At 56.2% G+C, this 20,587-nt stretch carries 18 protein-coding genes and 3 tRNA genes (1 of these 21 only partly in view); 1 reads left to right on the forward strand and 20 read right to left on the reverse strand.

Going from position 1 to position 20,587, the window contains the following annotated elements:
• From fusA to Aeroheme_RS19265, 20 genes are all read right to left on the reverse strand, one after another.
• Positions 1-1,971: the 5' portion of an elongation factor G gene (fusA, locus tag Aeroheme_RS19170; RefSeq protein WP_106885572.1), read on the reverse strand. Its footprint begins 135 nt before the window's first position; only the first 1,971 of its 2,106 coding nucleotides appear in the window; it begins with the start codon at positions 1,969-1,971; the stop codon falls past the left edge of the window.
• A 75-nt stretch (positions 1,972-2,046) separates the two neighbouring features.
• The gene (gene rpsG / locus Aeroheme_RS19175) at positions 2,047-2,517 is read right to left on the reverse strand and encodes a 30S ribosomal protein S7 (RefSeq protein ID WP_010675949.1); all 471 of its coding nucleotides are present in this window, start codon (positions 2,515-2,517) and stop codon (positions 2,047-2,049) included.
• A 93-nt stretch (positions 2,518-2,610) separates the two neighbouring features.
• Positions 2,611-2,985, reverse strand: coding sequence for a 30S ribosomal protein S12 (rpsL, locus tag Aeroheme_RS19180; protein ID WP_005306278.1), 375 nt, complete (start codon positions 2,983-2,985; stop codon positions 2,611-2,613).
• 182 nt (positions 2,986-3,167) lie between these two features.
• Complete coding sequence (gene tusB / locus Aeroheme_RS19185; protein WP_111913573.1) at positions 3,168-3,446, reverse strand: sulfurtransferase complex subunit TusB; 279 nt, start codon at positions 3,444-3,446, stop codon at positions 3,168-3,170.
• Positions 3,447-3,453: 7 nt separating this feature from the next.
• Positions 3,454-3,810 (reverse strand): sulfurtransferase complex subunit TusC, encoded by a 357-nt coding sequence (gene tusC / locus Aeroheme_RS19190; protein WP_111913575.1) that lies wholly within the window; start codon positions 3,808-3,810, stop codon positions 3,454-3,456.
• A gap of 9 nt (positions 3,811-3,819) precedes the next feature.
• On the reverse strand, positions 3,820-4,212 hold the full coding sequence (gene tusD / locus Aeroheme_RS19195) for a sulfurtransferase complex subunit TusD (protein ID WP_163149481.1): 393 nt from the start codon (positions 4,210-4,212) through the stop codon (positions 3,820-3,822).
• An 86-nt stretch (positions 4,213-4,298) separates the two neighbouring features.
• Positions 4,299-4,679 carry a RidA family protein gene (locus tag Aeroheme_RS19200; RefSeq protein WP_106885569.1) on the reverse strand — a complete coding sequence of 127 codons (381 nt, stop codon included), beginning with the start codon at positions 4,677-4,679 and terminating at the stop codon, positions 4,299-4,301.
• Between the two features lie 26 nt (positions 4,680-4,705).
• Complete coding sequence (locus tag Aeroheme_RS19205; protein WP_025328613.1) at positions 4,706-5,422, reverse strand: transcriptional regulator; 717 nt, start codon at positions 5,420-5,422, stop codon at positions 4,706-4,708.
• A gap of 196 nt (positions 5,423-5,618) precedes the next feature.
• On the reverse strand, positions 5,619-9,923 hold the full coding sequence (rpoC, locus tag Aeroheme_RS19210; protein ID WP_005325063.1) for a DNA-directed RNA polymerase subunit beta': 4,305 nt from the start codon (positions 9,921-9,923) through the stop codon (positions 5,619-5,621).
• A 90-nt stretch (positions 9,924-10,013) separates the two neighbouring features.
• Positions 10,014-14,042: a DNA-directed RNA polymerase subunit beta gene (rpoB, locus tag Aeroheme_RS19215; protein ID WP_025328615.1), complete on the reverse strand. Its 4,029-nt coding sequence runs from the start codon at positions 14,040-14,042 to the stop codon at positions 10,014-10,016.
• A 222-nt stretch (positions 14,043-14,264) separates the two neighbouring features.
• Positions 14,265-14,627, reverse strand: a complete 363-nt coding sequence (gene rplL / locus Aeroheme_RS19220; protein ID WP_025328616.1) for a 50S ribosomal protein L7/L12 — start codon at positions 14,625-14,627, stop codon at positions 14,265-14,267.
• A gap of 51 nt (positions 14,628-14,678) precedes the next feature.
• Complete coding sequence (gene rplJ, locus Aeroheme_RS19225) at positions 14,679-15,179, reverse strand: 50S ribosomal protein L10 (RefSeq protein WP_025328617.1); 501 nt, start codon at positions 15,177-15,179, stop codon at positions 14,679-14,681.
• Between the two features lie 257 nt (positions 15,180-15,436).
• Entirely contained in the window at positions 15,437-16,138 is a 702-nt protein-coding gene (gene rplA, locus Aeroheme_RS19230; RefSeq protein WP_041206544.1) for a 50S ribosomal protein L1, read from the reverse strand.
• Between the two features lie 4 nt (positions 16,139-16,142).
• A complete protein-coding gene (gene rplK, locus Aeroheme_RS19235) occupies positions 16,143-16,571 on the reverse strand; it encodes a 50S ribosomal protein L11 (RefSeq protein ID WP_016352267.1) in 429 nt (142 codons plus the stop codon).
• Between the two features lie 134 nt (positions 16,572-16,705).
• Positions 16,706-17,233 carry a transcription termination/antitermination protein NusG gene (gene nusG / locus Aeroheme_RS19240; protein ID WP_197066239.1) on the reverse strand — a complete coding sequence of 176 codons (528 nt, stop codon included), beginning with the start codon at positions 17,231-17,233 and terminating at the stop codon, positions 16,706-16,708.
• Between the two features lie 33 nt (positions 17,234-17,266).
• Entirely contained in the window at positions 17,267-17,638 is a 372-nt protein-coding gene (secE, locus tag Aeroheme_RS19245; RefSeq protein WP_042650611.1) for a preprotein translocase subunit SecE, read from the reverse strand.
• 60 nt (positions 17,639-17,698) lie between these two features.
• A tRNA-Trp gene (locus tag Aeroheme_RS19250) sits at positions 17,699-17,775 on the reverse strand.
• A gap of 52 nt (positions 17,776-17,827) precedes the next feature.
• A complete protein-coding gene (tuf, locus tag Aeroheme_RS19255; protein WP_106885567.1) occupies positions 17,828-19,012 on the reverse strand; it encodes an elongation factor Tu in 1,185 nt (394 codons plus the stop codon).
• 171 nt (positions 19,013-19,183) lie between these two features.
• Positions 19,184-19,258, reverse strand: a tRNA-Gly gene (locus Aeroheme_RS19260).
• 38 nt (positions 19,259-19,296) lie between these two features.
• Positions 19,297-19,381, reverse strand: a tRNA-Tyr gene (locus tag Aeroheme_RS19265).
• A gap of 263 nt (positions 19,382-19,644) precedes the next feature.
• Here Aeroheme_RS19265 and coaA point away from each other — a divergent pair.
• Positions 19,645-20,583 (forward strand): type I pantothenate kinase, encoded by a 939-nt coding sequence (gene coaA, locus Aeroheme_RS19270; RefSeq protein ID WP_106885566.1) that lies wholly within the window; start codon positions 19,645-19,647, stop codon positions 20,581-20,583.
• Positions 20,584-20,587: the final 4 nt, after the last annotated feature.

Raw genomic sequence — 20,587 nt, forward strand, 5'->3', positions numbered from 1 at the left:
GGCCAGCGGCACGAGAGCACGAACGATCTTGCCGGACGGGCCGTCTTCCATACCTTCGATCAGGCCACGACGACGGTTCAGGTCACCGATCACGTCGCCCATGTAATCTTCCGGAGTCTCAACTTCTACTTTCATGATCGGTTCGAGCAGAACCGGGTTGGCCTTCATGAAGCCAGCCTTAAAGGCCATGGAAGCAGCGATTTTGAACGCCAGTTCGGAGGAGTCGACATCGTGGTAGGAACCGAAGTGCAGACGCACGCCCAGATCCATTACCGGATAGCCAGCCAGCGGGCCGGACTTCAGCTGCTCACGGATACCCTTGTCAACACCCGGGATGAACTCACCAGGAATCACACCGCCCTTGATGTCGTTAACGAACTCGTAGGCTTTGCCTTCTTCCAGCGGGTACATGTCGATCACAACGTGACCGTACTGACCACGACCACCGGACTGCTTGGCATGCTTGCCTTCGATGTCCTTGACGGTATTGCGGATGGTTTCACGGTAGGCAACCTGCGGCTTACCTACGTTCGCTTCAACCTTGAACTCGCGACGCATACGGTCAACGATGATGTCCAGGTGCAGCTCACCCATACCGGCGATGATGGTTTGGCCAGATTCTTCGTCAGTCCATACGCGGAAAGACGGATCTTCCTGCGCCAGACGGCCGAGTGCCAGACCCATCTTCTCTTGGTCAGCCTTGGTTTTCGGCTCAACCGCGATGGAGATTACCGGCTCCGGGAATTCCATACGCTCGAGGATGATCGGCGATTTTTCGTCACACAGGGTGTCACCAGTGGTCACGTCTTTCAGACCGATGGCAGCGGCGATGTCGCCTGCGCGAACTTCTTTGATCTCTTCACGCTTGTTGGCGTGCATCTGAACGATACGGCCAAAACGCTCGCGCTTCTCTTTGACAGAGTTCAGCACGGAGTCACCGGAGTTAACCACACCGGAGTAAACGCGGAAGAAGGTCAGGTTGCCAACGAACGGGTCGGTAGCAATCTTGAATGCCAGAGCAGAGAACGGCTCGTCATCGGAAGCGTGACGCTCGTCTTTGGTGACGCCATCCAGCTTCAGACCGTCGATGGCTGCTACGTCGGTCGGAGCCGGCAGATAGTCAACCACGGCATCCAGCATGGCCTGTACGCCCTTGTTCTTGAACGCGGAGCCACAGGTAACCAGGATGATTTCGTTGTTCAGAACACGCTGACGAAGAGCTTTCTTGATCTCTTCTTCGGTCAGTTCTTCACCACCCAGGTATTTTTCCATCAGGTCTTCAGACGCTTCAGCAGCGGCTTCAACCAGGTTCATGCGCATTTCTTGCGCTTGTTCCAGCAGCTCGGCCGGGACGTCTTCGTAATCGAAAGACACGCCCTGGTCAGCTTCGCTCCAGTTGATGGCTTTCATCTTGACCAGGTCGATAACGCCCTTGAAGTTCTCTTCTGCACCGATGTTCAGTTGCAGCGGAACCGGGGTACCTTTCAGACGGGTCTTGATGTGCTCAACGCAGCGCAGATAGTTGGCGCCGGTACGGTCCATCTTGTTGACGAACGCGATACGGGGAACCTTGTACTTGTTAGCCTGACGCCATACGGTCTCAGACTGTGGCTGTACGCCACCTACGGCACAGTACACCATCACTGCGCCGTCCAGAACACGCATTGAACGCTCTACTTCGATAGTAAAGTCAACGTGGCCCGGGGTATCGATGATGTTGATACGGTGCGGTTGGAACTGTTTACCCATACCGGACCAGAAAGCGGTGGTCGCGGCGGAGGTGATGGTGATACCACGCTCTTGTTCCTGTTCCATCCAGTCCATGGTGGCGGCGCCATCGTGAACTTCACCGATCTTGTGACTTACACCGGTGTAAAACAGAACGCGCTCGGTAGTAGTAGTCTTACCGGCGTCGATGTGAGCAGAGATACCGATGTTACGATAACGCTCAATGGGGGTTGTACGAGCCATTGTCATCCTCTTACTAGGGCACTTGTCCCCAGATAATTAAAGGTGCGCAGAGCCAGAAGACCCTGCGCAAGCGGATTACCAGCGGAAGTGAGCGAAGGCCTTGTTCGCTTCAGCCATACGGTGAACGTCTTCACGTTTCTTGACAGACGAACCCTTATTGTCAGCGGCATCCAGCAGCTCGCCAGCCAAACGCTGAGCCATTGATTTTTCACCACGTTTACGAGCGGCATCAACCAACCAGCGCATTGCCAGGGCATTGCGACGAACCGGACGAACTTCTACCGGCACCTGATAGGTTGCACCACCGACGCGACGAGATTTAACCTCGACCGCCGGACGAATGTTGTCCAGAGCGACTTCGAACAGGGCCAGGTGCTCTTTGCCAGATTTGGTGGCAATGATGTCCAGGGCGCCATAAACGATGGCTTCTGCAACAGATTTCTTACCGTCAACCATTACTACGTTGACAAATTTAGCCAGCAGCTCTGATCCGAACTTGGGATCCGGCAGGATTTTACGCTGACCAACAACACGACGTCTTGGCATTTCAAATTCTCCGTAACTTCAGGGGTTACCCAAAACTAGAAAGTTATCTAACTAGAAACGAATTAACGTTTGGCCTTACTTAACGGAGAACCATTAAGCTTTCGGACGCTTCACGCCATACTTGGAGCGAGCCTGCTTACGGTCTTTAACACCGGCACAGTCCAACGCACCACGAACGGTGTGATAACGAACACCTGGCAAATCCTTGACACGACCGCCACGGATCAGAACAACGGAGTGCTCCTGCAGGTTGTGACCTTCACCGCCGATGTAGGAGGTGACTTCGAAGCCGTTGGTCAGACGTACACGGCACACTTTACGCAGTGCAGAGTTAGGCTTCTTGGGGGTGGTGGTGTATACACGGGTGCATACGCCACGCTTCTGAGGGCACGCTTCCAGCGCCGGCACGTTGCTTTTCACAACGAGCTTGATGCGTGGCTTGCGAACCAACTGGTTAATAGTTGCCATCAAAAGGCTCCTGATAATGACTTCATAAACGTGTGAAAAATCCTCCCCGCAGATACGGGGACGCGAAATTTTATGCCCTGTTGTCTGGGGAGTCAAGATTTATACAATTCGTGCGCCAAAAGGGCAAATGACATCCCGTCATTATTGTGATAACCACCTGAGCCAACAGGCAAAAATCAAAACTAGCCGGCCCAGGTCTGCGGTGATCCCTGTTCGGCGATCAGCTTGATCAGACCGGCCATGTCGAGTTCCATCCCGATCCTGGGGGACAAGCCCCTCGCCTTCAGGTCTTCCCCCATCACATAGAGGGGGATCCCGTTCAATCGTTCGCACCACTGCGGGGCAGTCGTCGCCACCACGGCGTCCTGCATCAGCACCAGCAGATCCGCGTCCTGACGATAACGCAGCACCTGCTCGAGGTCCTGGCTGAGAAAGGGAGAGTTCAATACCAGCTGTATCATGGGCACCTCAAAAGCTGATGTGGGCGGTGAAGTTGTCCCACTGGTGGCGGATCTCGGCAGGGCTCAGTACCGTCACTGGGATCAGCAGATCCCCGGCAGTCAGACCACGTTCGGCCAGCGACGCCGCACAGACATAGACCTCCTCGACATCGTACAGTTCCAGCATCTTGAAGGTCGGGGCGTAGTGGCGCTGCAATATCCCCTGTGGCGACTGCTCCCTGAGCAATTGCAGCACACCGTCACCGATGAGGAACAGCGCCAGTGATTCCGTCAGCGCAGAGGTGGCCAGCAAGGCATCCAGTCCCTCTCGTCCACTCGCCGTACCGTGGGGACCACGCCGGCAGATAAAGGCTATCTTGGTCATTCCATCCCCCTAGAACTGGACGAAGCGGTCGGCGGTCAGACTGGCTTCGGCCAGTTGCCCCAGCCCGCTTAAACGAAACGGGGCCTGCAGATTGAACTGGGTCTTGCCTATCCCCTTAGCCTCGGCTTCATCGAGCACCCCGCGGCGCATGGCGGCGGCGACACACACATCGATGGCAATGCCCTGCGCCAGAGCCAGATCGCGCCACAGCGCCACCAGGTCGGTCTCATCGCTGGCCGGGGCATGCAGACCATTGCCGTTATGGACCCCATCCTGATAGAAGAACAGGTGAGACAGCTGATGTCCCTGTTCGATGAGGCTCAGGGCGAAGCGATAGGCTGTGCTGGCCGTCTGGGTACCATAGGCGGGCCCGGTGACCAGCAGGGCAAAATTCAGACTCATATCCGGACTCCTGCACAGATGTGCATCCATTCTACCTCAAAGACGAAAAAGCCCCTCCTGGGAGGGGCTCTTCCGATGACTCAGACTCAGACATGAGCAATGGCTTCGACTTCGACCAGCACATCCTTGGGCAGGCGAGCTACTTCCACGCAGGAGCGCGCCGGCGCAGCGTCACCGAAGTAGCGGGCATAGACCTGGTTGAAGGCCACGAAGTTGTTCATGTCGCTCAGGAAACAGGTGGTCTTCAGCACCTTGCTGGTATCGGCACCCGCCGCCTTCAATACTGCAACCAGGTTCTTCATCACCTGCTCGGCCTGCGCCTCGATGCCACCGGCAACTATGTCCATGGTGGCCGGATCGAGCGGGATCTGCCCGGAGGTGAACACCAGGTCACCCAGCTTGGTAGCCTGAACATAAGGACCAATTGCGGCAGGCGCCTTGTCGGTTGCAATCACTTCTTTAGCCATTGTTATCTATCCCCTATCTATGGCGCTTACTCGCTCTCTTCTTCACCCTGCTTGCGCTGTCGGATGTAGAGATACACGGTATGTTTGGAAATATTCAGCTTGTCGGCGACCAGGTTGATCGAGTCCTTGATATCAAATATGCCCTTCTCGAACAACTGGGTCACGATAAAACGATTCTTGGCGTTGTTGGCCACGGAGGGATCGCGGTTGATCTCGTCGATGGTGTTGTCCACCGTCTGGGCAACCAGCTCCTCCACGCTGTTGGCGAAGGTCTCCGGCGATTGACGCTCCACTTGCTGGGGCGTCGGGAAGAATTCGGCCACGAACTCGTGGAAAGGCGCATTGATGTGCAGGTTGATGCAGATAAGACCTATCACCTGCTTGTCGCGGTTGCGGATGGCGATGGTGCTCGACTTCATCAGCGCACCGGTCCGGCTGCGGGCAAAGTAGCTCTGGGTGTGATCCTGACCCGTGCTCTCGATGTCCTTGAGCATGCGCAGGGCCAGATCGGTGATCGGTGCTCCCAGGGTCCGCCCCGTGTTGAATCCGTTCGCTATCTTGATCACTGACTCATGCAGATTTTCCAGGGAATGCAGCACCACTTCGCAGTGCTTGCCGAACAGATCGGCCAGGCCCTCGATGAGGCCCTCATATGAACGCAACAATTCCCTGTCTTCGTCTGTAAAAGCGCGACCGCTCAGTTGCTCTTCGGGAAGCAGTACTTCCTCGATACCGACAGCCATGTTCTACCCCTGTAATAACCATTCAACTTTCCCGAGTTTTCAATTGCGGGGGATCAATGTCAACTTTTTTTGATTTTTTGCTCTATAACCTTGCACTGGATCATCCCCTGCCCCAGCCCGGTGCAGCGCACTGCTGGCGGGCGGGCAACAAAAAGGGCCCCTTGAAGGAGCCCTTTTTAATCACTGCAGCTGAAGATTACTCTTCGTCAAAACTGCCGGCTGCGTTGAGCAGATCCGCCAGATTTTGCTGAGCCTCATCGGCAGTCACCTGCGGCACACCGACAGCACGGGCTGCGGCGGCACGCTGGTTGATCCGGGCATGGTGGTAGGCAAAGCCGGTACCAGCCGGGATCAGACGACCCACGATCACGTTCTCTTTCAGGCCACGCAGTTCATCACGCTTGCCGCCAACGGCCGCTTCGGTCAGAACGCGAGTGGTTTCCTGGAAGGAAGCCGCGGAGATGAAGGACTCGGTGCTCAGGGATGCCTTGGTAATACCCATCAGGATGTGACGGAAGGTGGCCGGAGTCTTACCCTCGGCAACCAGCTTACGGTTGGCAATCTTCACACGAGCCACTTCAACCTGCTCGCCTTCGATCAGGTCGGTGTCGCCGGCGCTCAGGATCTCGCACTTGCGCAGCATCTGACGAACGATGACTTCGATGTGCTTGTCGTTGATCTTAACGCCTTGCAGACGGTAAACGTCCTGCACTTCGTTGGCGATGTAGTTGGCGACCGGGCTGATACCGCGCAGACGCAGGATGTCGTGAGCAGACTCAGGACCGTCTGCCAGCACTTCACCCTTCTCAACTTTTTCACCTTCGAACACGTTCAGGTGACGCCACTTCGGAATCATCTCTTCGTAGATGTCGCCACCGTCGGTCGGGGTGATGACCAGACGGCGTTTGCCCTTGGTCTCTTTCCCGAAGGAGATGGTACCGGAGATCTCGGCCAGGATAGCCGGTTCCTTCGGTTGACGTGCTTCGAACAGATCCGCAACGCGCGGCAGACCACCGGTGATGTCCTTGGTACCGCTGGACTCTTGCGGGATACGCGCGACCGCGTCACCCACGCCCACGTTGGCACCATCCTCCAGGTTCACGATCGCCTTGCCCGGCAGGAAGTACTGGGCGGCAACATCGGTACCCGGGATCATGACATCCTTGCCGTTCTGGTCGACCAGCTTCACAGTCGGACGCATCTCTTTACCGGCGCTCGGACGTTCGTTGACATCCAGCACGACGATAGAGGAGAGACCGGTCAGCTCGTCGGTCTGACGAGTGATGGTCACACCGTCGATCATGTGTTCGAAGTCCAGGCGACCTGCTACTTCGGTGATGATCGGGTGGGTGTGCGGATCCCAGTTGGCGACGGTATCACCAGCACTCACGGCCTGGCCATCTTTCACTTCCAGGACGGAACCGTAAGGCAGCTTGTGGCTTTCCTTGGTACGGCCCATCTCGTCCATGATGGTCAGTTCGGTAGAACGGGAGGTGATAACCAGCTTGTCTGCACTGTTGGTAACAAACTTGGCGTTCTGCAGCTTGATGCTACCGGTGTTCTTGACCTGGATGCTGCTCTCGGCAGCAGCTCGGGATGCGGCACCACCGATGTGGAAGGTACGCATCGTCAGCTGGGTACCCGGCTCACCGATGGACTGGGCGGCGATAACACCGACAGCCTCACCCTTGTTCACCAGGTGACCACGGGCCAGATCACGGCCGTAGCAGTGGGCACAGTTACCGAAGTCGGTCTCACAGGTGATGGCAGAACGTACCTTCACGCGGTCGACGGAGTTACGCTCCAGCAGGTCACACAGATACTCGTCGAGCAGCGTATTGCGCGCGACCAGGATCTCGCTTTCAGTACCCGGCTTGATCACGTCTTCGGCGACCACACGACCCAGCACGCGCTCACGCAGCGGCTCGACCACGTCACCACCTTCGATCAGCGGAGTCATCCACAGACCTTCGGTCGTACCGCAATCGTCCTCGGTGATCACCATGTCCTGAGCCACGTCAACCAGACGACGAGTCAGGTAACCGGAGTTCGCCGTCTTCAGTGCGGTATCCGCCAGACCCTTACGAGCACCGTGAGTGGAGATGAAGTACTGCAGTACGTTCAGACCTTCACGGAAGTTCGCCACGATCGGCGTTTCGATGATGGAACCATCCGGCTTGGCCATCAGGCCACGCATACCGGCCAGCTGACGGATCTGGGCGGCGGAGCCCCGCGCACCAGAGTCGGCCATCATGAAGATGCTGTTGAAGGAGGCCTGCTCTTCTTCTTCACCCAGGGAGTTGACGTTCCGCTCCTTGGAGAGGTTATCCATCATGGCCTTGGAGACGCGATCGTTCGCGCTGGCCCAGATATCGATAACCTTGTTGTAGCGTTCGCCCGCGGTCACCAGACCGGACAGGAACTGGTCCTGGATCTCGGCGACTTCGGCTTCGGCTGCCGCAATGATGTCTTTCTTGGCATCCGGGATGACCATGTCATCGATACCAACGGAAGCACCGGACAGGGCCGCGTAATGGAAACCGGTATACATCAGCTGGTCAGCGAAGATGACGGTGTCCTTCAGGCCCTGCTTGCGATAGCAGGTGTTCAGCAGACGGGAGATGAGCTTTTTGCCCAGCGCCTTGTTGGATACGGATTTGATCCAGTTCTGCGGATTGGCATCCAGATCGGCCTGCTCGGCGGCAGTCAGCACCTTGGGTTCGTCGATCAGCGCGTATTCCATGCCTTTGGGCAGGATCAGGCTCAGGATCGCACGACCAACTGTGGTGTTCTTCATCTCGGTGTGCGGCAGCAGGGAACCGTCTTCCTGACGCAGGTATTCGGTAATGCGCACTTTCACACGAGCATGGAGATCGGCCAGACCGGCGCGATAGACCTTCTCGGCTTCTTTCGGGCCGGCCAGCACCATACCTTCGCCCTTGGCGTTGATACGGGCACGGGTCATGTAGTACAGACCCAAGACCACGTCCTGGGAAGGAACGATGATCGGCTCACCGGAGGCAGGCGACAGGATGTTGTTGGTAGACATCATCAGGGCGCGCGCTTCCAGCTGGGCTTCCAGGGTCAGCGGTACGTGGACCGCCATCTGGTCACCATCGAAGTCCGCGTTATAGGCGGCACAGACGAGCGGGTGCAGCTGGATGGCCTTGCCTTCGATCAGGGTCGGTTCAAACGCCTGGATACCCAGACGGTGCAGGGTCGGTGCACGGTTCAGCAGGACCGGGTGTTCGCGGATCACTTCGTCCAGGATGTCCCAAACGACGGCTTCTTCGCGCTCCACCATTTTCTTGGCGGCCTTGATGGTGGTCGCCAGACCACGGGATTCCAGCTTGCCATAGATGAAGGGCTTGAACAGCTCGAGCGCCATCTTCTTCGGCAGACCGCACTGATGCAGACGCAGGGTCGGACCTACGGTGATAACGGAACGACCGGAGTAGTCGACACGTTTACCCAGCAAGTTCTGACGGAAACGACCTTGCTTACCCTTGATCATGTCGGCCAAGGATTTCAGCGGGCGCTTGTTGGAACCTGTGATGGCACGACCACGACGGCCGTTATCCAGCAGGGCATCCACGGACTCTTGCAGCATGCGCTTTTCGTTGCGCACTATGATGTCCGGCGCCGCCAGATCCAGCAGACGCTTCAGGCGGTTGTTACGGTTGATCACGCGACGGTACAGATCGTTCAGATCGGAAGTCGCGAAACGGCCGCCGTCCAGCGGTACCAGCGGACGCAGGTCCGGCGGCAGCACAGGCAGCACTGTCATGATCATCCACTCCGGCTTGTTGCCGGACTGCAGGAAGGCTTCCATCAGCTTCAGGCGCTTGGTGGTCTTCTTGCGCTTGGTCTCGGAGTTGGTTTGATCCAGCTCCTCGCGCATGGTCTTGACTTCACCTTCCAGATCGATGGCACGCAGCAATGCAAGGATTGCTTCGGCACCCATCTTGGCGTCGAATTCGTCGCCCCACTCTTCCAGTGCGTCCAGATAGTTCTCTTCGGACAGCATCTGGCTGCGCTCGAGGTTGGTCATGCCGGGTTCGATCACTACATAGGATTCGAAATACAGCACGCGCTCGATGTCACGCAGGGTCATGTCCAGCAGCAGACCGATACGGGACGGCAGGGACTTCAGGAACCAGATGTGGGCAGTCGGGCTGGCCAGCTCGATGTGGCCCATGCGCTCGCGACGGACCTTGGTCTGAGTCACTTCTACGCCGCACTTCTCGCAGATCACACCACGGTGTTTCAGGCGCTTGTACTTGCCGCACAGACACTCGTAGTCCTTCACCGGTCCGAAGATACGGGCGCAGAACAGACCATCACGTTCCGGCTTGAAAGTCCGGTAGTTGATGGTCTCAGGCTTTTTGACCTCACCGAATGACCAGGAGCGGATCATGTCAGGAGAGGCCAGACCGATCTTGATACTGTCAAACTCTTCGGTCTTGGTCTGAGCCTTCAAAAACTTGAGTAAGTCTTTCACGTGTTTCCCCTGTCAGGAGTCTAACCTCGGCGCCCTACTGCCAAAGCAGCAGGGCGCCCACGTCAATTCTCGAACAATAAGAGCGAGCTCTTACTCTTCGTCCAGCTCGATGTTGATACCCAGAGAGCGGATTTCCTTCAACAGTACGTTGAAGGATTCGGGCATGCCCGGCTCCATACGGTGGTCGCCATCCACGATGTTCTTGTACATCTTGGTACGGCCATTCACATCGTCAGACTTGACGGTCAGCATTTCCTGCAGGGTATATGCCGCACCGTAAGCCTCCAGGGCCCACACTTCCATCTCACCGAACCGCTGACCACCGAACTGTGCCTTACCACCCAGCGGCTGCTGGGTAACCAGGCTGTAGGAGCCGGTAGAACGCGCGTGCATCTTGTCGTCTACCAAGTGGTTCAGCTTCAGCATGTACATGTAACCCACGGTGACCTTGCGCTCGAAGGCGTTACCGGTACGACCGTCGAACAGGGAGATCTGACCGGATTCCGGCAGATCGGCCAGCTTCAGCAAGGCCTTGATTTCGCGCTCTTTGGCACCATCAAAGACAGGTGTAGCAACCGGCAGACCCTTACGCAGGTTACCCGCAAGGGTACGTACGTCGTCATCAGACAGCTCGGCGATGTTCACTTGCTGGGTGTCTTTCTCGCCCAGGTCATAGACCTGTTGCAGGAAGTCACGCATCTCGTGCAGCTCGCGCTGATCCTTGATCATGCGGTCTATCTTCTCGCCGATGCCCTTGGCCGCGAGGCCCAGATGCACTTCGAGGATCTGACCGATGTTCATACGGGACGGTACGCCCAGCGGGTTCAGTACGATGTCGACCGGACGGCCGAACTCGTCATGGGGCATGTCCTCGACCGGGCAGATCTTGGAGATAACACCCTTGTTACCGTGACGGCCCGCCATCTTGTCACCCGGTTGGATGCGACGCTTGACTGCCAGGTAAACCTTGACGATTTTCAGTACGCCCGGCGCCAGATCATCACCCTGGATAATCTTGCGACGTTTGTTCTCGAACTTCTTGTCGAAGTCGGCTTTCAGCTCGATGTGCTGTTCGGCGATCTGCTCCAGCTCGATCTGCTTGGCTTCATCTTCGATGGCCAATTCAAACCACTTGGAACGATCCAGCTTGTTCAGACGATCTTCGCTGTAACCGGCGGCCAGCAGCAGGTTGCGGGAGCGGCCGAAAATGCCGTCTTCCAGGATCTTGAACTCTTCGGTCAAGTCCTTCTTCGCTTCCTTCAGCTGCATCTCTTCGATTTCTTTGGCGCGCTTGTCTTTTTCCACGCCATCGCGGGTAAAGACTTGCACGTCAACCACGGTACCGTACACACCGTTCGGCACACGCAGGGAGGAGTCCTTCACATCGGAGGCCTTCTCACCGAAGATGGCGCGCAGCAGCTTCTCTTCCGGGGTCAGCTGGGTTTCACCCTTGGGTGTTACCTTGCCGACCAGGATGTCGCCGCCCTTCACTTCGGCACCCACGTAGACGATACCGGACTCGTCCAGCTTGGACAGAGCGGCTTCACCCACGTTCGGGATGTCGGCAGTGATCTCTTCCGGACCCAGCTTGGTGTCACGGGAGATACAGGCCAGTTCCTGGATATGGATGGTGGTCAGGCGATCTTCCTGTACCACGCGCTCATTCACCAGGATCGAGTCTTCGAAGTTGTAACCGTTCCACGGCATGAAGGCGACGCGCAGGTTTTGGCCCAGCGCCAGTTCGCCCAGATCGGTAGACGGGCCGTCAGCCAGCACGTCGCCCGCCATCACCGGCTCACCCAACATCACGCAAGGACGCTGGTTGATACAGGTGTTCTGGTTGGAACGGGTGTACTTGGTCAGGCTGTAGATGTCGATGCCGGCTTCGCCTGGCAGCAGCTCATCTTCATTGACCTTGATAACGATACGGGAGGCATCGACATAGTCGATCATGCCGCCACGCTTGGCCACTACGGTAACACCGGAGTCAACGGCCACGGCGCGTTCCATACCGGTACCTACCAGCGGCTTGTCAGCACGCAGAGTCGGTACGGCCTGACGTTGCATGTTCGAACCCATCAGGGCTCGGTTAGCATCATCGTGCTCCAGGAACGGGATCAGGGCCGCTGCCACAGAAACTATCTGTTGCGGGCTCACGTCCATGTACTGGATCTGGTCGGCGTTCATAAAGGTGGATTCACCCTTGTGACGGCACGGGATCAACTCGTCTTTCAGACGGCCATCTTCGGTGGTCGCGGCGTTAGCCTGTGCGATCACGTACTTGCCTTCTTCGATTGCTGACAGGTAATCCACTTCGTCGGTGATCACACCGTCGATGACCTTGCGGTACGGGGTCTCGAGGAAACCGTACTCGTTGGTGCGGGAATACACGGACAGCGAGTTGATCAGACCGATGTTCGGACCTTCCGGAGTCTCGATGGGGCACAGACGACCGTAGTGAGTCGGGTGTACATCTCGAACTTCGAAGCCGGCACGCTCACGGGTCAGACCGCCCGGGCCCAACGCGGAAATACGACGCTTGTGGGTCACTTCAGACAGCGGGTTGTTCTGGTCCATGAACTGGGACAGCTGGCTGGAACCGAAGAACTCTTTGACCGCGGCGGAAATCGGCTTGGCGTTGATCAGATCCTGCGGCATCAGGGTGTCCAGGTCGCCCAGGGAGAGACGCTCCTTGACCGCACGCTCGACACGCACCAGACCGACACGGAACTGGTTCTCTGCCATTTCACCGACAGAACGGATACGACGGTTACCCAGGTGGTCGATATCGTCCACCTCGTCATTGCCGTTACGGATGTCGATCAGGCGCTTCATGACTTCGACGATGTCGTCTTTGGTCAGCACGCCAACGCCGGTCTCGTCTTCACGACCCAGACGGCGGTTGAACTTCATCCGACCCACGGTAGACAGGTCGTAACGCTCGGAAGAGAAGAACAGGTTCTCGAACAGCTGCTCGGCCGCTTCGCGGGTGGGCGGCTCGCCCGGACGCATCATGCGGTAGATCTCGACCAGCGCTTCCAGACGACTGGAGCTGGAGTCGATGCGCAGGGTTTCGGACATGTAGGCACCGTGGTCCAGTTCGTTGGTGAACAGAACCTCGAAGTGCTTGAAGCCGGCTTGGGACAGATTGGCAACCGCTTCCAGGCTCAGAGCCTGGTTGGCAGTCACGACCATTTCACCAGTTTGCGGGTGCGCGTAGTTCTTGGCTGCAACTTTGCCAACAACGTACTCTACCGGCACCTCGATCTGGGTGATGGCGTCTTTTTCCAACTGACGGATATGACGGGCAGTGACACGACGACCAGTCTCAACCACCACGGCGCCATTGGCAATGATGTCGAAGGTCGCAGTCTCACCACGCAGGCGCTCGGGCACCAGATCCATCATCAACTTGCCATCTTTGACCTCGAAACCAATGGTCTCGAAGAAGGTGGCCAGGATTTCTTCGGAACTGAAGTCCAGGGCGCGCAGAATAATGGAGGCCGGCAGTTTACGACGACGGTCGATACGGACAAACAGGTTGTCTTTCGCATCGAACTCGAAGTCCAGCCAGGAGCCACGGTAGGGGATAACGCGGGCGTTATACAGTACCTTACCGGATGAATGTGTTTTGCCTTTATCGTGGTCGAAGAAGACGCCCGGGCTGCGGTGCAGCTGGGAGACGATAACCCGTTCGGTACCATTGATGACAAAGGTGCCGTTTTCGGTCATGAGCGGAATTTCGCCCATGTACACTTCTTGTTCCTTGATATCTTTGACGGTGCCGGCAGCTGCTTCACGGTCGTACAGAACCATACGAAGCTTGACACGCAGCGGCGCGGAGTAGGTCACTCCACGGATCTGGCATTCTTTTACGTCAAATACCGGCTCACCCAGGCGATAGCTGACATACTGAAGCTCAGCACTACCGGAGTAACTGGTGATCGGGAAAACGCTACGGAAAGCGGCCTCTAGGCCATATTCACCTTCCGGGTCAGCCTCGATGAACTGCTTGAAGGAGTCCAGCTGAATGGACAACAGATAAGGCGTGTCCAGTACCTGGTCTCGCTTACCGAAGTCCTTACGAATGCGTTTTTTTTCGGTATAAGAGTAAACCATAGGGTTCCTCAGCTCGCTGATAAGTGACCCACTCTGTCCCGCGGGACAGCTCTGTCTCAACACCGTTTTGTGTTGGCCCGGACGATGAGGCGGTCCGGATTGCTGGTGCACTGAGAGTCGTAAACGGTGTGAAATGCTCTCAGTCTACAGCGCAAAAAGGCTGGTGAACAAACATTCACCAGCCCTAGCCTGTTTTATCAGGCTAATCTACATAAATGCAGATTATTTGATCTCAACAGAAGCACCGGCAGCTTCCAGCTCTTTCTTCAGAGCTTCAGCTTCGTCTTTGGAGACGGCTTCTTTCAGGTTGGTCGGAGCGGCTTCTACCAGGTCCTTGGCTTCTTTCAGGCCCAGGCCGGTGGCAGCACGAACGGCCTTGATGACGGCAACTTTGTTGGCGCCAGCAGCAGTCAGAACTACGTCGAACTCGGTCTTCTCTTCTACTGCTTCAGCGGCCGGACCGGCAGCTACAGCAACAGCGGCAGAAACACCGAACTTCTCTTCCATTGCTTCGATCAGCTCAACAACTTCCATTACGGACATGGAAGCAACGGCTTCGATGATTTGGTCTTTAGTGATAGACATGACAAAAATTCCTGATGTTGAATAAACTCAAACAGCCTAAATAGGCGAGAATCAAGCAGCAGCTTGTTTCTGGTCGCGAACAGCAGCGATAGTACGAACCAGCTTGCCAGCAGAGGCTTCCTTCATGGTAGCCATCAACTTCGCAATTGCTTCGTCGTAGGTCGGCAGCGTGGCCAGACGATCAATTTGTGCTGCGGCGATAAACTCACCGTTAAAAGCGCCAGCCTTGATTTCGAACTTTTGGTTCGCTTTGGCAAACTCTTTGAACAGACGAGCGGCAGCGCCCGGGTGTTCGTTAGAGAAAGCAATCAAGGTAGGACCAGTCAATACGTCGTTCAGGCAACCGAATTCGGTGCCCTCTACCGCGCGACGCAGCAGGGTGTTACGCACAACGCGCATGTACACACCGGCTTCACGAGCGGATTTACGCAGGACGGTCATCTTGTCAACAGTCACACCGCGAGAATCGGCTACAACTGCAGACAGAGCGCCTTTGGCAGCTTCGTTGACTTCAGCAACAATTGCCTTTTTGTCTTCGAGTCCCAATGCCATTGGCTTAACTCCTGGATTGAATCTGAGTCTCATGACTCAGTACTGACACATCCCCCCTACCTTCACAACAGAGGGGAACGATGCGGTAGCAGGATTCCAGAAGAGAAAGAAAACTTTCTCGCTGGGTTTCCGGCACCGTCTACGCAGGAAGGATTAAGGCCTTGCAGCCACCTGCGGTCTTGGACGGAGGTCGAAACCCCCAACCAATCAAGGCGCAAAATTATAGATTAAATTTTGCGCCTTGTAAAATCCATCAATTAGCCCTGAGCTTCCAGAGAAGCTTGGTCTACGGCAACACCGGCACCCATGGTGGTGGAGATGCTGACTTTCTTGATGAAGATGCCTTTGGCGGAAGAGGGTTTGCCCTTTTTCAGAGCAACCAGCAGAGCTTCCAAGTTTTCTTTCAGCTGAACTTCGTTGAAAGAAACCTTACCCAGAGTGGTATGGATGATACCATTCTTGTCATTGCGGTAACGAACCTGACCGGCTTTAGCATTCTTCACAGCTTCAGCAACGTTCGGGGTTACGGTACCCACTTTCGGGTTAGGCATCAGGCCGCGCGGGCCCAGGATTTGGCCCAGTTGACCAACAACGCGCATGGCATCCGGGGATGCGATCACGACGTCGAAGTTCATCTCGCCTTTCTTGACCAGCTCGGCCAGGTCATCCATACCAACCAGTTCAGCACCGGCAGCCTTGGCGGCTTCGGCGTTGGCACCCTGGGTGAATACGGCGACACGGATGTCACGACCGGTACCGTGCGGCAGTACAGTAGCACCACGTACGTTTTGGTCGGATTTACGAGCATCGATACCCAGGTTAACGGCAACGTCAACGCTTTCAACGAACTTGGCGGTAGCCAGTTCTTTCAGCAGGGCAATGGCTTCGTTGATGGAGTACTCTTTGGTACCGTCAACTTTTTCGCGAATAACGCGCATACGCTTGGAAAGTTTTGCCATTGTCTTAATCCTCCACTACCAGGCCCATGGAACGAGCGGAGCCTGCGATGCAACGTACTTTTGCATCCAGATCGGCACCAGTCATGTCCGGCTCTTTGGTCTTGGCGATTTCTTGCAGCTGAGCAACAGTCACCTTACCAACCTTGTCTTTGTTCGGCTTGGCGGAACCAGACTGGATGCCAGCAGCTTTCTTCAGCAGGAAGGAAGCAGGCGGAGTCTTGGTTTCGAAGGTGAAGGAACGGTCGCTGTAAACGGTGATCACGACCGGAGTCGGTGAGCCTTTTTCCAGCTTTTCTGTACGAGCGTTGAACGCCTTACAGAATTCCATGATGTTCACACCGTGCTGACCCAGAGCAGGACCAACGGGAGGGCTGGGGTTAGCACTGCCAGCCTTAACTTGCAGCTTGATATAAGCTGTGACTTTCTTAGCCATTACGAAAATACCTCAAAAATGGGTTCTAGCGCCTCGGAGACATGCTCCTGCAAACGGCTCCCCAACAAATAAAGGGGCAGCGAATTATAGAGATAATCGCTGCCCCTGACAACCGTTAAACGTACAGAGTTTAATCAGCCCTTTTCGACCTGACCAAAATCCAGTTCTACCGGCGTTGAGCGACCGAAGATCAATACAGAGACCTTCACGCGGCTCTTCTCGTAGTCCACTTCTTCAACGGTGCCATTGAAGTCAGCGAACGGACCATCGGCAACCCGCACCATTTCACCCGGTTCAAACAGGGTTTTCGGACGCGGCTTGTCGTGGGCATCTTGCAGACGATTGAGGATGGCATCCGCTTCCTTATCGGAGATCGGAGCTGGACGATCGGAGGTGCCGCCGATGAAGCCCATCACACGCGGCACATTGCGTACCAGGTGCCATGTGGTCTCGTCCATCATCATCTGGACCAGGACATAACCCGGGAAAAATTTGCGCTCACTCTTGCGCTTCTGGCCGGCACGCATCTCGACCACTTCTTCGGTCGGGACCAGCACTTCGCCAAACAGCTCTTCCATACCATGCATCTTGATATGTTCACGCAGGGATTTGGCAACCCGGCCTTCATAGCCGGAAAATGCCTGCACGACATACCATCTCATACGTTGTTCACGTTGTTCAGTCATGGCTTTTCCTTACACACCGGTAATCAGGTTGACCAACCAGACCAAGGCACCGTCCAGAATGAACAGCAAGAGCCCCATCACGGCGGTCACCGCCAGCACAATCAGGGTTGTCTGAATGGCTTCCTGGCGGGTCGGCCATACGACCTTGCGGACTTCCAGGCGCGACTCACGAGCAAAAGCCAGTGTTGCCTTACCTTTGGTGGTTTGCAGGGCCACTGCACCTGCAGCAGCGATGACAACGACCACACCCAGGGCGCGGACGGCGGCGACAACGTCAGTGAGCAGGTAATTACCTACCACAGCGGCCGCCAGGATGATGAAAACCAGGCCCCAAAGAAGGGTATCCTTGCTTCCGCCCTGTCCCTCAGAACTAACACTCATACAACCCACCTGTATCTGACGTAACCAAAGACACAAAAGCCCCGTACGAGACGAGGTATATGGCAGGGGCGGCAGGACTCGAACCCGCAACCATCGGTTTTGGAGACCGCTGTTCTACCAATTCGAACTACGCCCCTGCATAAGAAAGCCCCTATTATAGGGGCTTTGCTTTATTTATGTAAGCCAAGATTAAGCGATAACTTTGGCTACAACACCAGCACCTACGGTACGGCCACCTTCACGGATAGCGAAACGCAGGCCGTCGTCCATCGCGATCGGAGCGATCAGGGTAACAACCATTTTGATGTTGTCGCCTGGCATTACCATTTCAACGCCTTCCGGCAGTTCGATGGTACCGGTCACGTCGGTAGTACGGAAGTAGAACTGCGGACGGTAGCCCTTGAAGAACGGAGTATGACGACCACCTTCTTCTTTGGACAGCACGTACACTTCGGATTCGAACTTGGTGTGCGGCTTGATGGAGCCCGGCTTGGCCAGTACTTGACCACGCTCAACTTCTTCACGCTTCACGCCACGCAGCAGGGCGCCAACGTTCTCACCAGCACGGCCTTCGTCCAGCAGTTTGCGGAACATTTCAACACCGGTACAGGTGGTAGAAACGGTGTCTTTGATACCGACGATTTCTACAGTCTCACCAACTTTAACGATACCGCGCTCTACACGACCGGTAACAACGGTACCACGGCCAGCGATGGAGAAGACGTCTTCGATAGGCATCAGGAACGGCAGGTCAATGGCACGCTCCGGCTCCGGGATGTAGGTATCCAGGTGGTGAGCCAGCTCGATGATCTTCTCTTCCCATGCAGCGTCGCCTTCCAGCGCTTTCAGCGCGGAACCACGAACTACCGGCAGGTCATCACCCGGGAAGTCGTACTCGGTCAGCAGTTCACGAACTTCCATCTCGACCAGTTCGAGCAGCTCTTCGTCGTCTACCATGTCGCACTTGTTCATGAACACGATCATGTACGGGATACCAACCTGGCGACCCAGCAGGATGTGCTCACGAGTTTGCGGCATCGGGCCGTCAGTCGCGGCTACTACCAGGATCGCGCCGTCCATCTGGGCAGCACCGGTGATCATGTTCTTAACGTAGTCGGCGTGACCCGGGCAATCTACGTGGGCGTAGTGACGGATAGCGGTGTCGTATTCTACGTGGGAGGTGTTGATGGTGATACCACGCTCACGCTCTTCCGGTGCCTTGTCGATCTGGTCGAAGGCGAAAGCTTTACCACCGAAGTGCTTGGCCAGCACGTTGGTGATGGCGGCGGTCAGGGTGGTTTTACCGTGGTCAACGTGGCCGATGGTACCCACGTTAACGTGCGGTTTATTACGCTCAAATTTTTCTTTAGACATGATCGTCCCTCTAAACTAACGCTGAGTACGCGGTGGCAAGCTAACCACAGAACAGTTTATATGATGGATTTGAATCAGGGGGACAGAGAGGATGGTGCTGGCAGGCAGGTTCGATTGCCGAACTCACCCTAGGGTGTGGCTTTCAGAATTACCTGAGCCATATCAGCATCTTGGAGCGGGCAGCGGGAATCGAACCCGCATCATCAGCTTGGAAGGCTGAGGTAATAGCCATTATACGATGCCCGCATTTCTCTAACCCAAAGAACTCAAACCGCAGAGAAATATGGTGGAGGGAGAAGGATTCGAACCTTCGAAGGCAGAGCCGTCAGATTTACAGTCTGATCCCTTTGGCCGCTCGGGAACCCCTCCGATTGCACGAATGCCACAACGGTAATTCTGCTTGCACCCGTTGTTTTTGTCGCTTTTGCTGGGCAAATAGACGACAGACATCCAAGCGTCGCGCATTTTATGGTAAGGATTTTGGGGATGCAACCACTGCGCCCTGCAAAATGTGCATTATTGCCGGGATCTATGCAAAAAAACGCTCCTCCTCAGTCCCAACCGGACGCGTCCCTTGTCGCTCCCGATCCCTTGGTGTATGGTCGCCCTGCCCAAGAAACAGTGATGACACCATGACGACAGAGCATAACCCCTATTTGCAATTCACCCGCGAACAATGGGCGTTATTGCGCGATGCGGTCCCCCTGACCCTGACCGAGAGGGACCTGCACACCCTGCGTGGCATCAACGAGAAGGTGTCATTGCGCGAGGTGGAAGAGATCTATCTGCCCCTTTCCCGCCTGCTCAATCTCTACGTCAAGGCCAAGCAGCGCCGCAGTCGGGTGCTGGAGCAGTTTCTCGGCCAGTCTCGCGGCAAGGGCACCTACATCATCAGCATCGCCGGCAGCGTGGCGGGGGGAAAGAGCACCACGGCCCGCATCCTGCAAGCATTGCTGGAGCGCTGGCCCGAGCACCCGCGGGTAGAGCTGGTCACCACGGATGGCTTCCTTTATCCCAACAAGGAGCTGGAAGAGCGTGGGCTGATGCGCCGCAAGGGTTTTCCGGAATCCTACGACATCCGCCATCTGGTGGAGTTTGTCGCCAATATTCGTGCGGGTCACGAGAAGGTCGAAGCGCCGGTTTACTCCCACCTTATCTACGACATCCTGCCCGATGAGAAGAAGGTGGTGGAGCAGCCGGACATCCTGATCCTGGAGGGGCTCAACGTGCTGCAGAGCGGCATGGATTACCCCCAGGAGCCCCACAGGGTCTTCGTGTCAGATTTTGTCGACTTCTCCATCTATGTGGACGCCGACGCCGAGCTGCTGCGCGCCTGGTACATAGATCGCTTCCTCAAGTTCCGCAGCGGGGCTTTCTCGGATCCGGACTCCTACTTCCACCACTATGCCAAACTGGCGGAAAGCGAGGCGACCGAGATTGCCAGCAACATATGGCAAGACATCAACTATCTGAATCTGCAAGAGAACATCTTGCCGACCCGGGAGCGGGCCAACCTGATCCTGACCAAGGGACAAGAGCACGCCATCGAGCAGATCAAGCTGCGCAAGTGACCGC

The sequence above is a fragment of the Aeromonas sp. DSM 116730 genome (assembly GCF_046581335.1).
Taxonomy (GTDB): Bacteria; Pseudomonadota; Gammaproteobacteria; order Enterobacterales; family Aeromonadaceae; genus Aeromonas; species Aeromonas rivipollensis.

What these genes read in the sequence shown, in the direction of transcription:
- rpsG (WP_010675949.1), bottom strand. Translation starts at nt 2,517, where the DNA reads ATGCCAAGACGTCGTGTTGTTGGTCAGCGTAAAATCCTGCCGGATCCC.
- rpsL (WP_005306278.1), bottom strand. Translation starts at nt 2,985, where the DNA reads ATGGCAACTATTAACCAGTTGGTTCGCAAGCCACGCATCAAGCTCGTT.
- tusB (WP_111913573.1), bottom strand. Translation starts at nt 3,446, where the DNA reads ATGATACAGCTGGTATTGAACTCTCCCTTTCTCAGCCAGGACCTCGAG.
- tusC (WP_111913575.1), bottom strand. Translation starts at nt 3,810, where the DNA reads ATGACCAAGATAGCCTTTATCTGCCGGCGTGGTCCCCACGGTACGGCG.
- tusD (WP_163149481.1), bottom strand. Translation starts at nt 4,212, where the DNA reads ATGAGTCTGAATTTTGCCCTGCTGGTCACCGGGCCCGCCTATGGTACC.
- Aeroheme_RS19200 (WP_106885569.1), bottom strand. Translation starts at nt 4,679, where the DNA reads ATGGCTAAAGAAGTGATTGCAACCGACAAGGCGCCTGCCGCAATTGGT.
- Aeroheme_RS19205 (WP_025328613.1), bottom strand. Translation starts at nt 5,422, where the DNA reads ATGGCTGTCGGTATCGAGGAAGTACTGCTTCCCGAAGAGCAACTGAGC.
- rpoB (WP_025328615.1), bottom strand. Translation starts at nt 14,042, where the DNA reads ATGGTTTACTCTTATACCGAAAAAAAACGCATTCGTAAGGACTTCGGT.
- rplL (WP_025328616.1), bottom strand. Translation starts at nt 14,627, where the DNA reads ATGTCTATCACTAAAGACCAAATCATCGAAGCCGTTGCTTCCATGTCC.
- rplJ (WP_025328617.1), bottom strand. Translation starts at nt 15,179, where the DNA reads ATGGCATTGGGACTCGAAGACAAAAAGGCAATTGTTGCTGAAGTCAAC.
- rplA (WP_041206544.1), bottom strand. Translation starts at nt 16,138, where the DNA reads ATGGCAAAACTTTCCAAGCGTATGCGCGTTATTCGCGAAAAAGTTGAC.
- rplK (WP_016352267.1), bottom strand. Translation starts at nt 16,571, where the DNA reads ATGGCTAAGAAAGTCACAGCTTATATCAAGCTGCAAGTTAAGGCTGGC.
- nusG (WP_197066239.1), bottom strand. Translation starts at nt 17,233, where the DNA reads ATGAGATGGTATGTCGTGCAGGCATTTTCCGGCTATGAAGGCCGGGTT.
- secE (WP_042650611.1), bottom strand. Translation starts at nt 17,638, where the DNA reads ATGAGTGTTAGTTCTGAGGGACAGGGCGGAAGCAAGGATACCCTTCTT.
- tuf (WP_106885567.1), bottom strand. Translation starts at nt 19,012, where the DNA reads ATGTCTAAAGAAAAATTTGAGCGTAATAAACCGCACGTTAACGTGGGT.
- coaA (WP_106885566.1), top strand. Translation starts at nt 19,645, where the DNA reads ATGACGACAGAGCATAACCCCTATTTGCAATTCACCCGCGAACAATGG.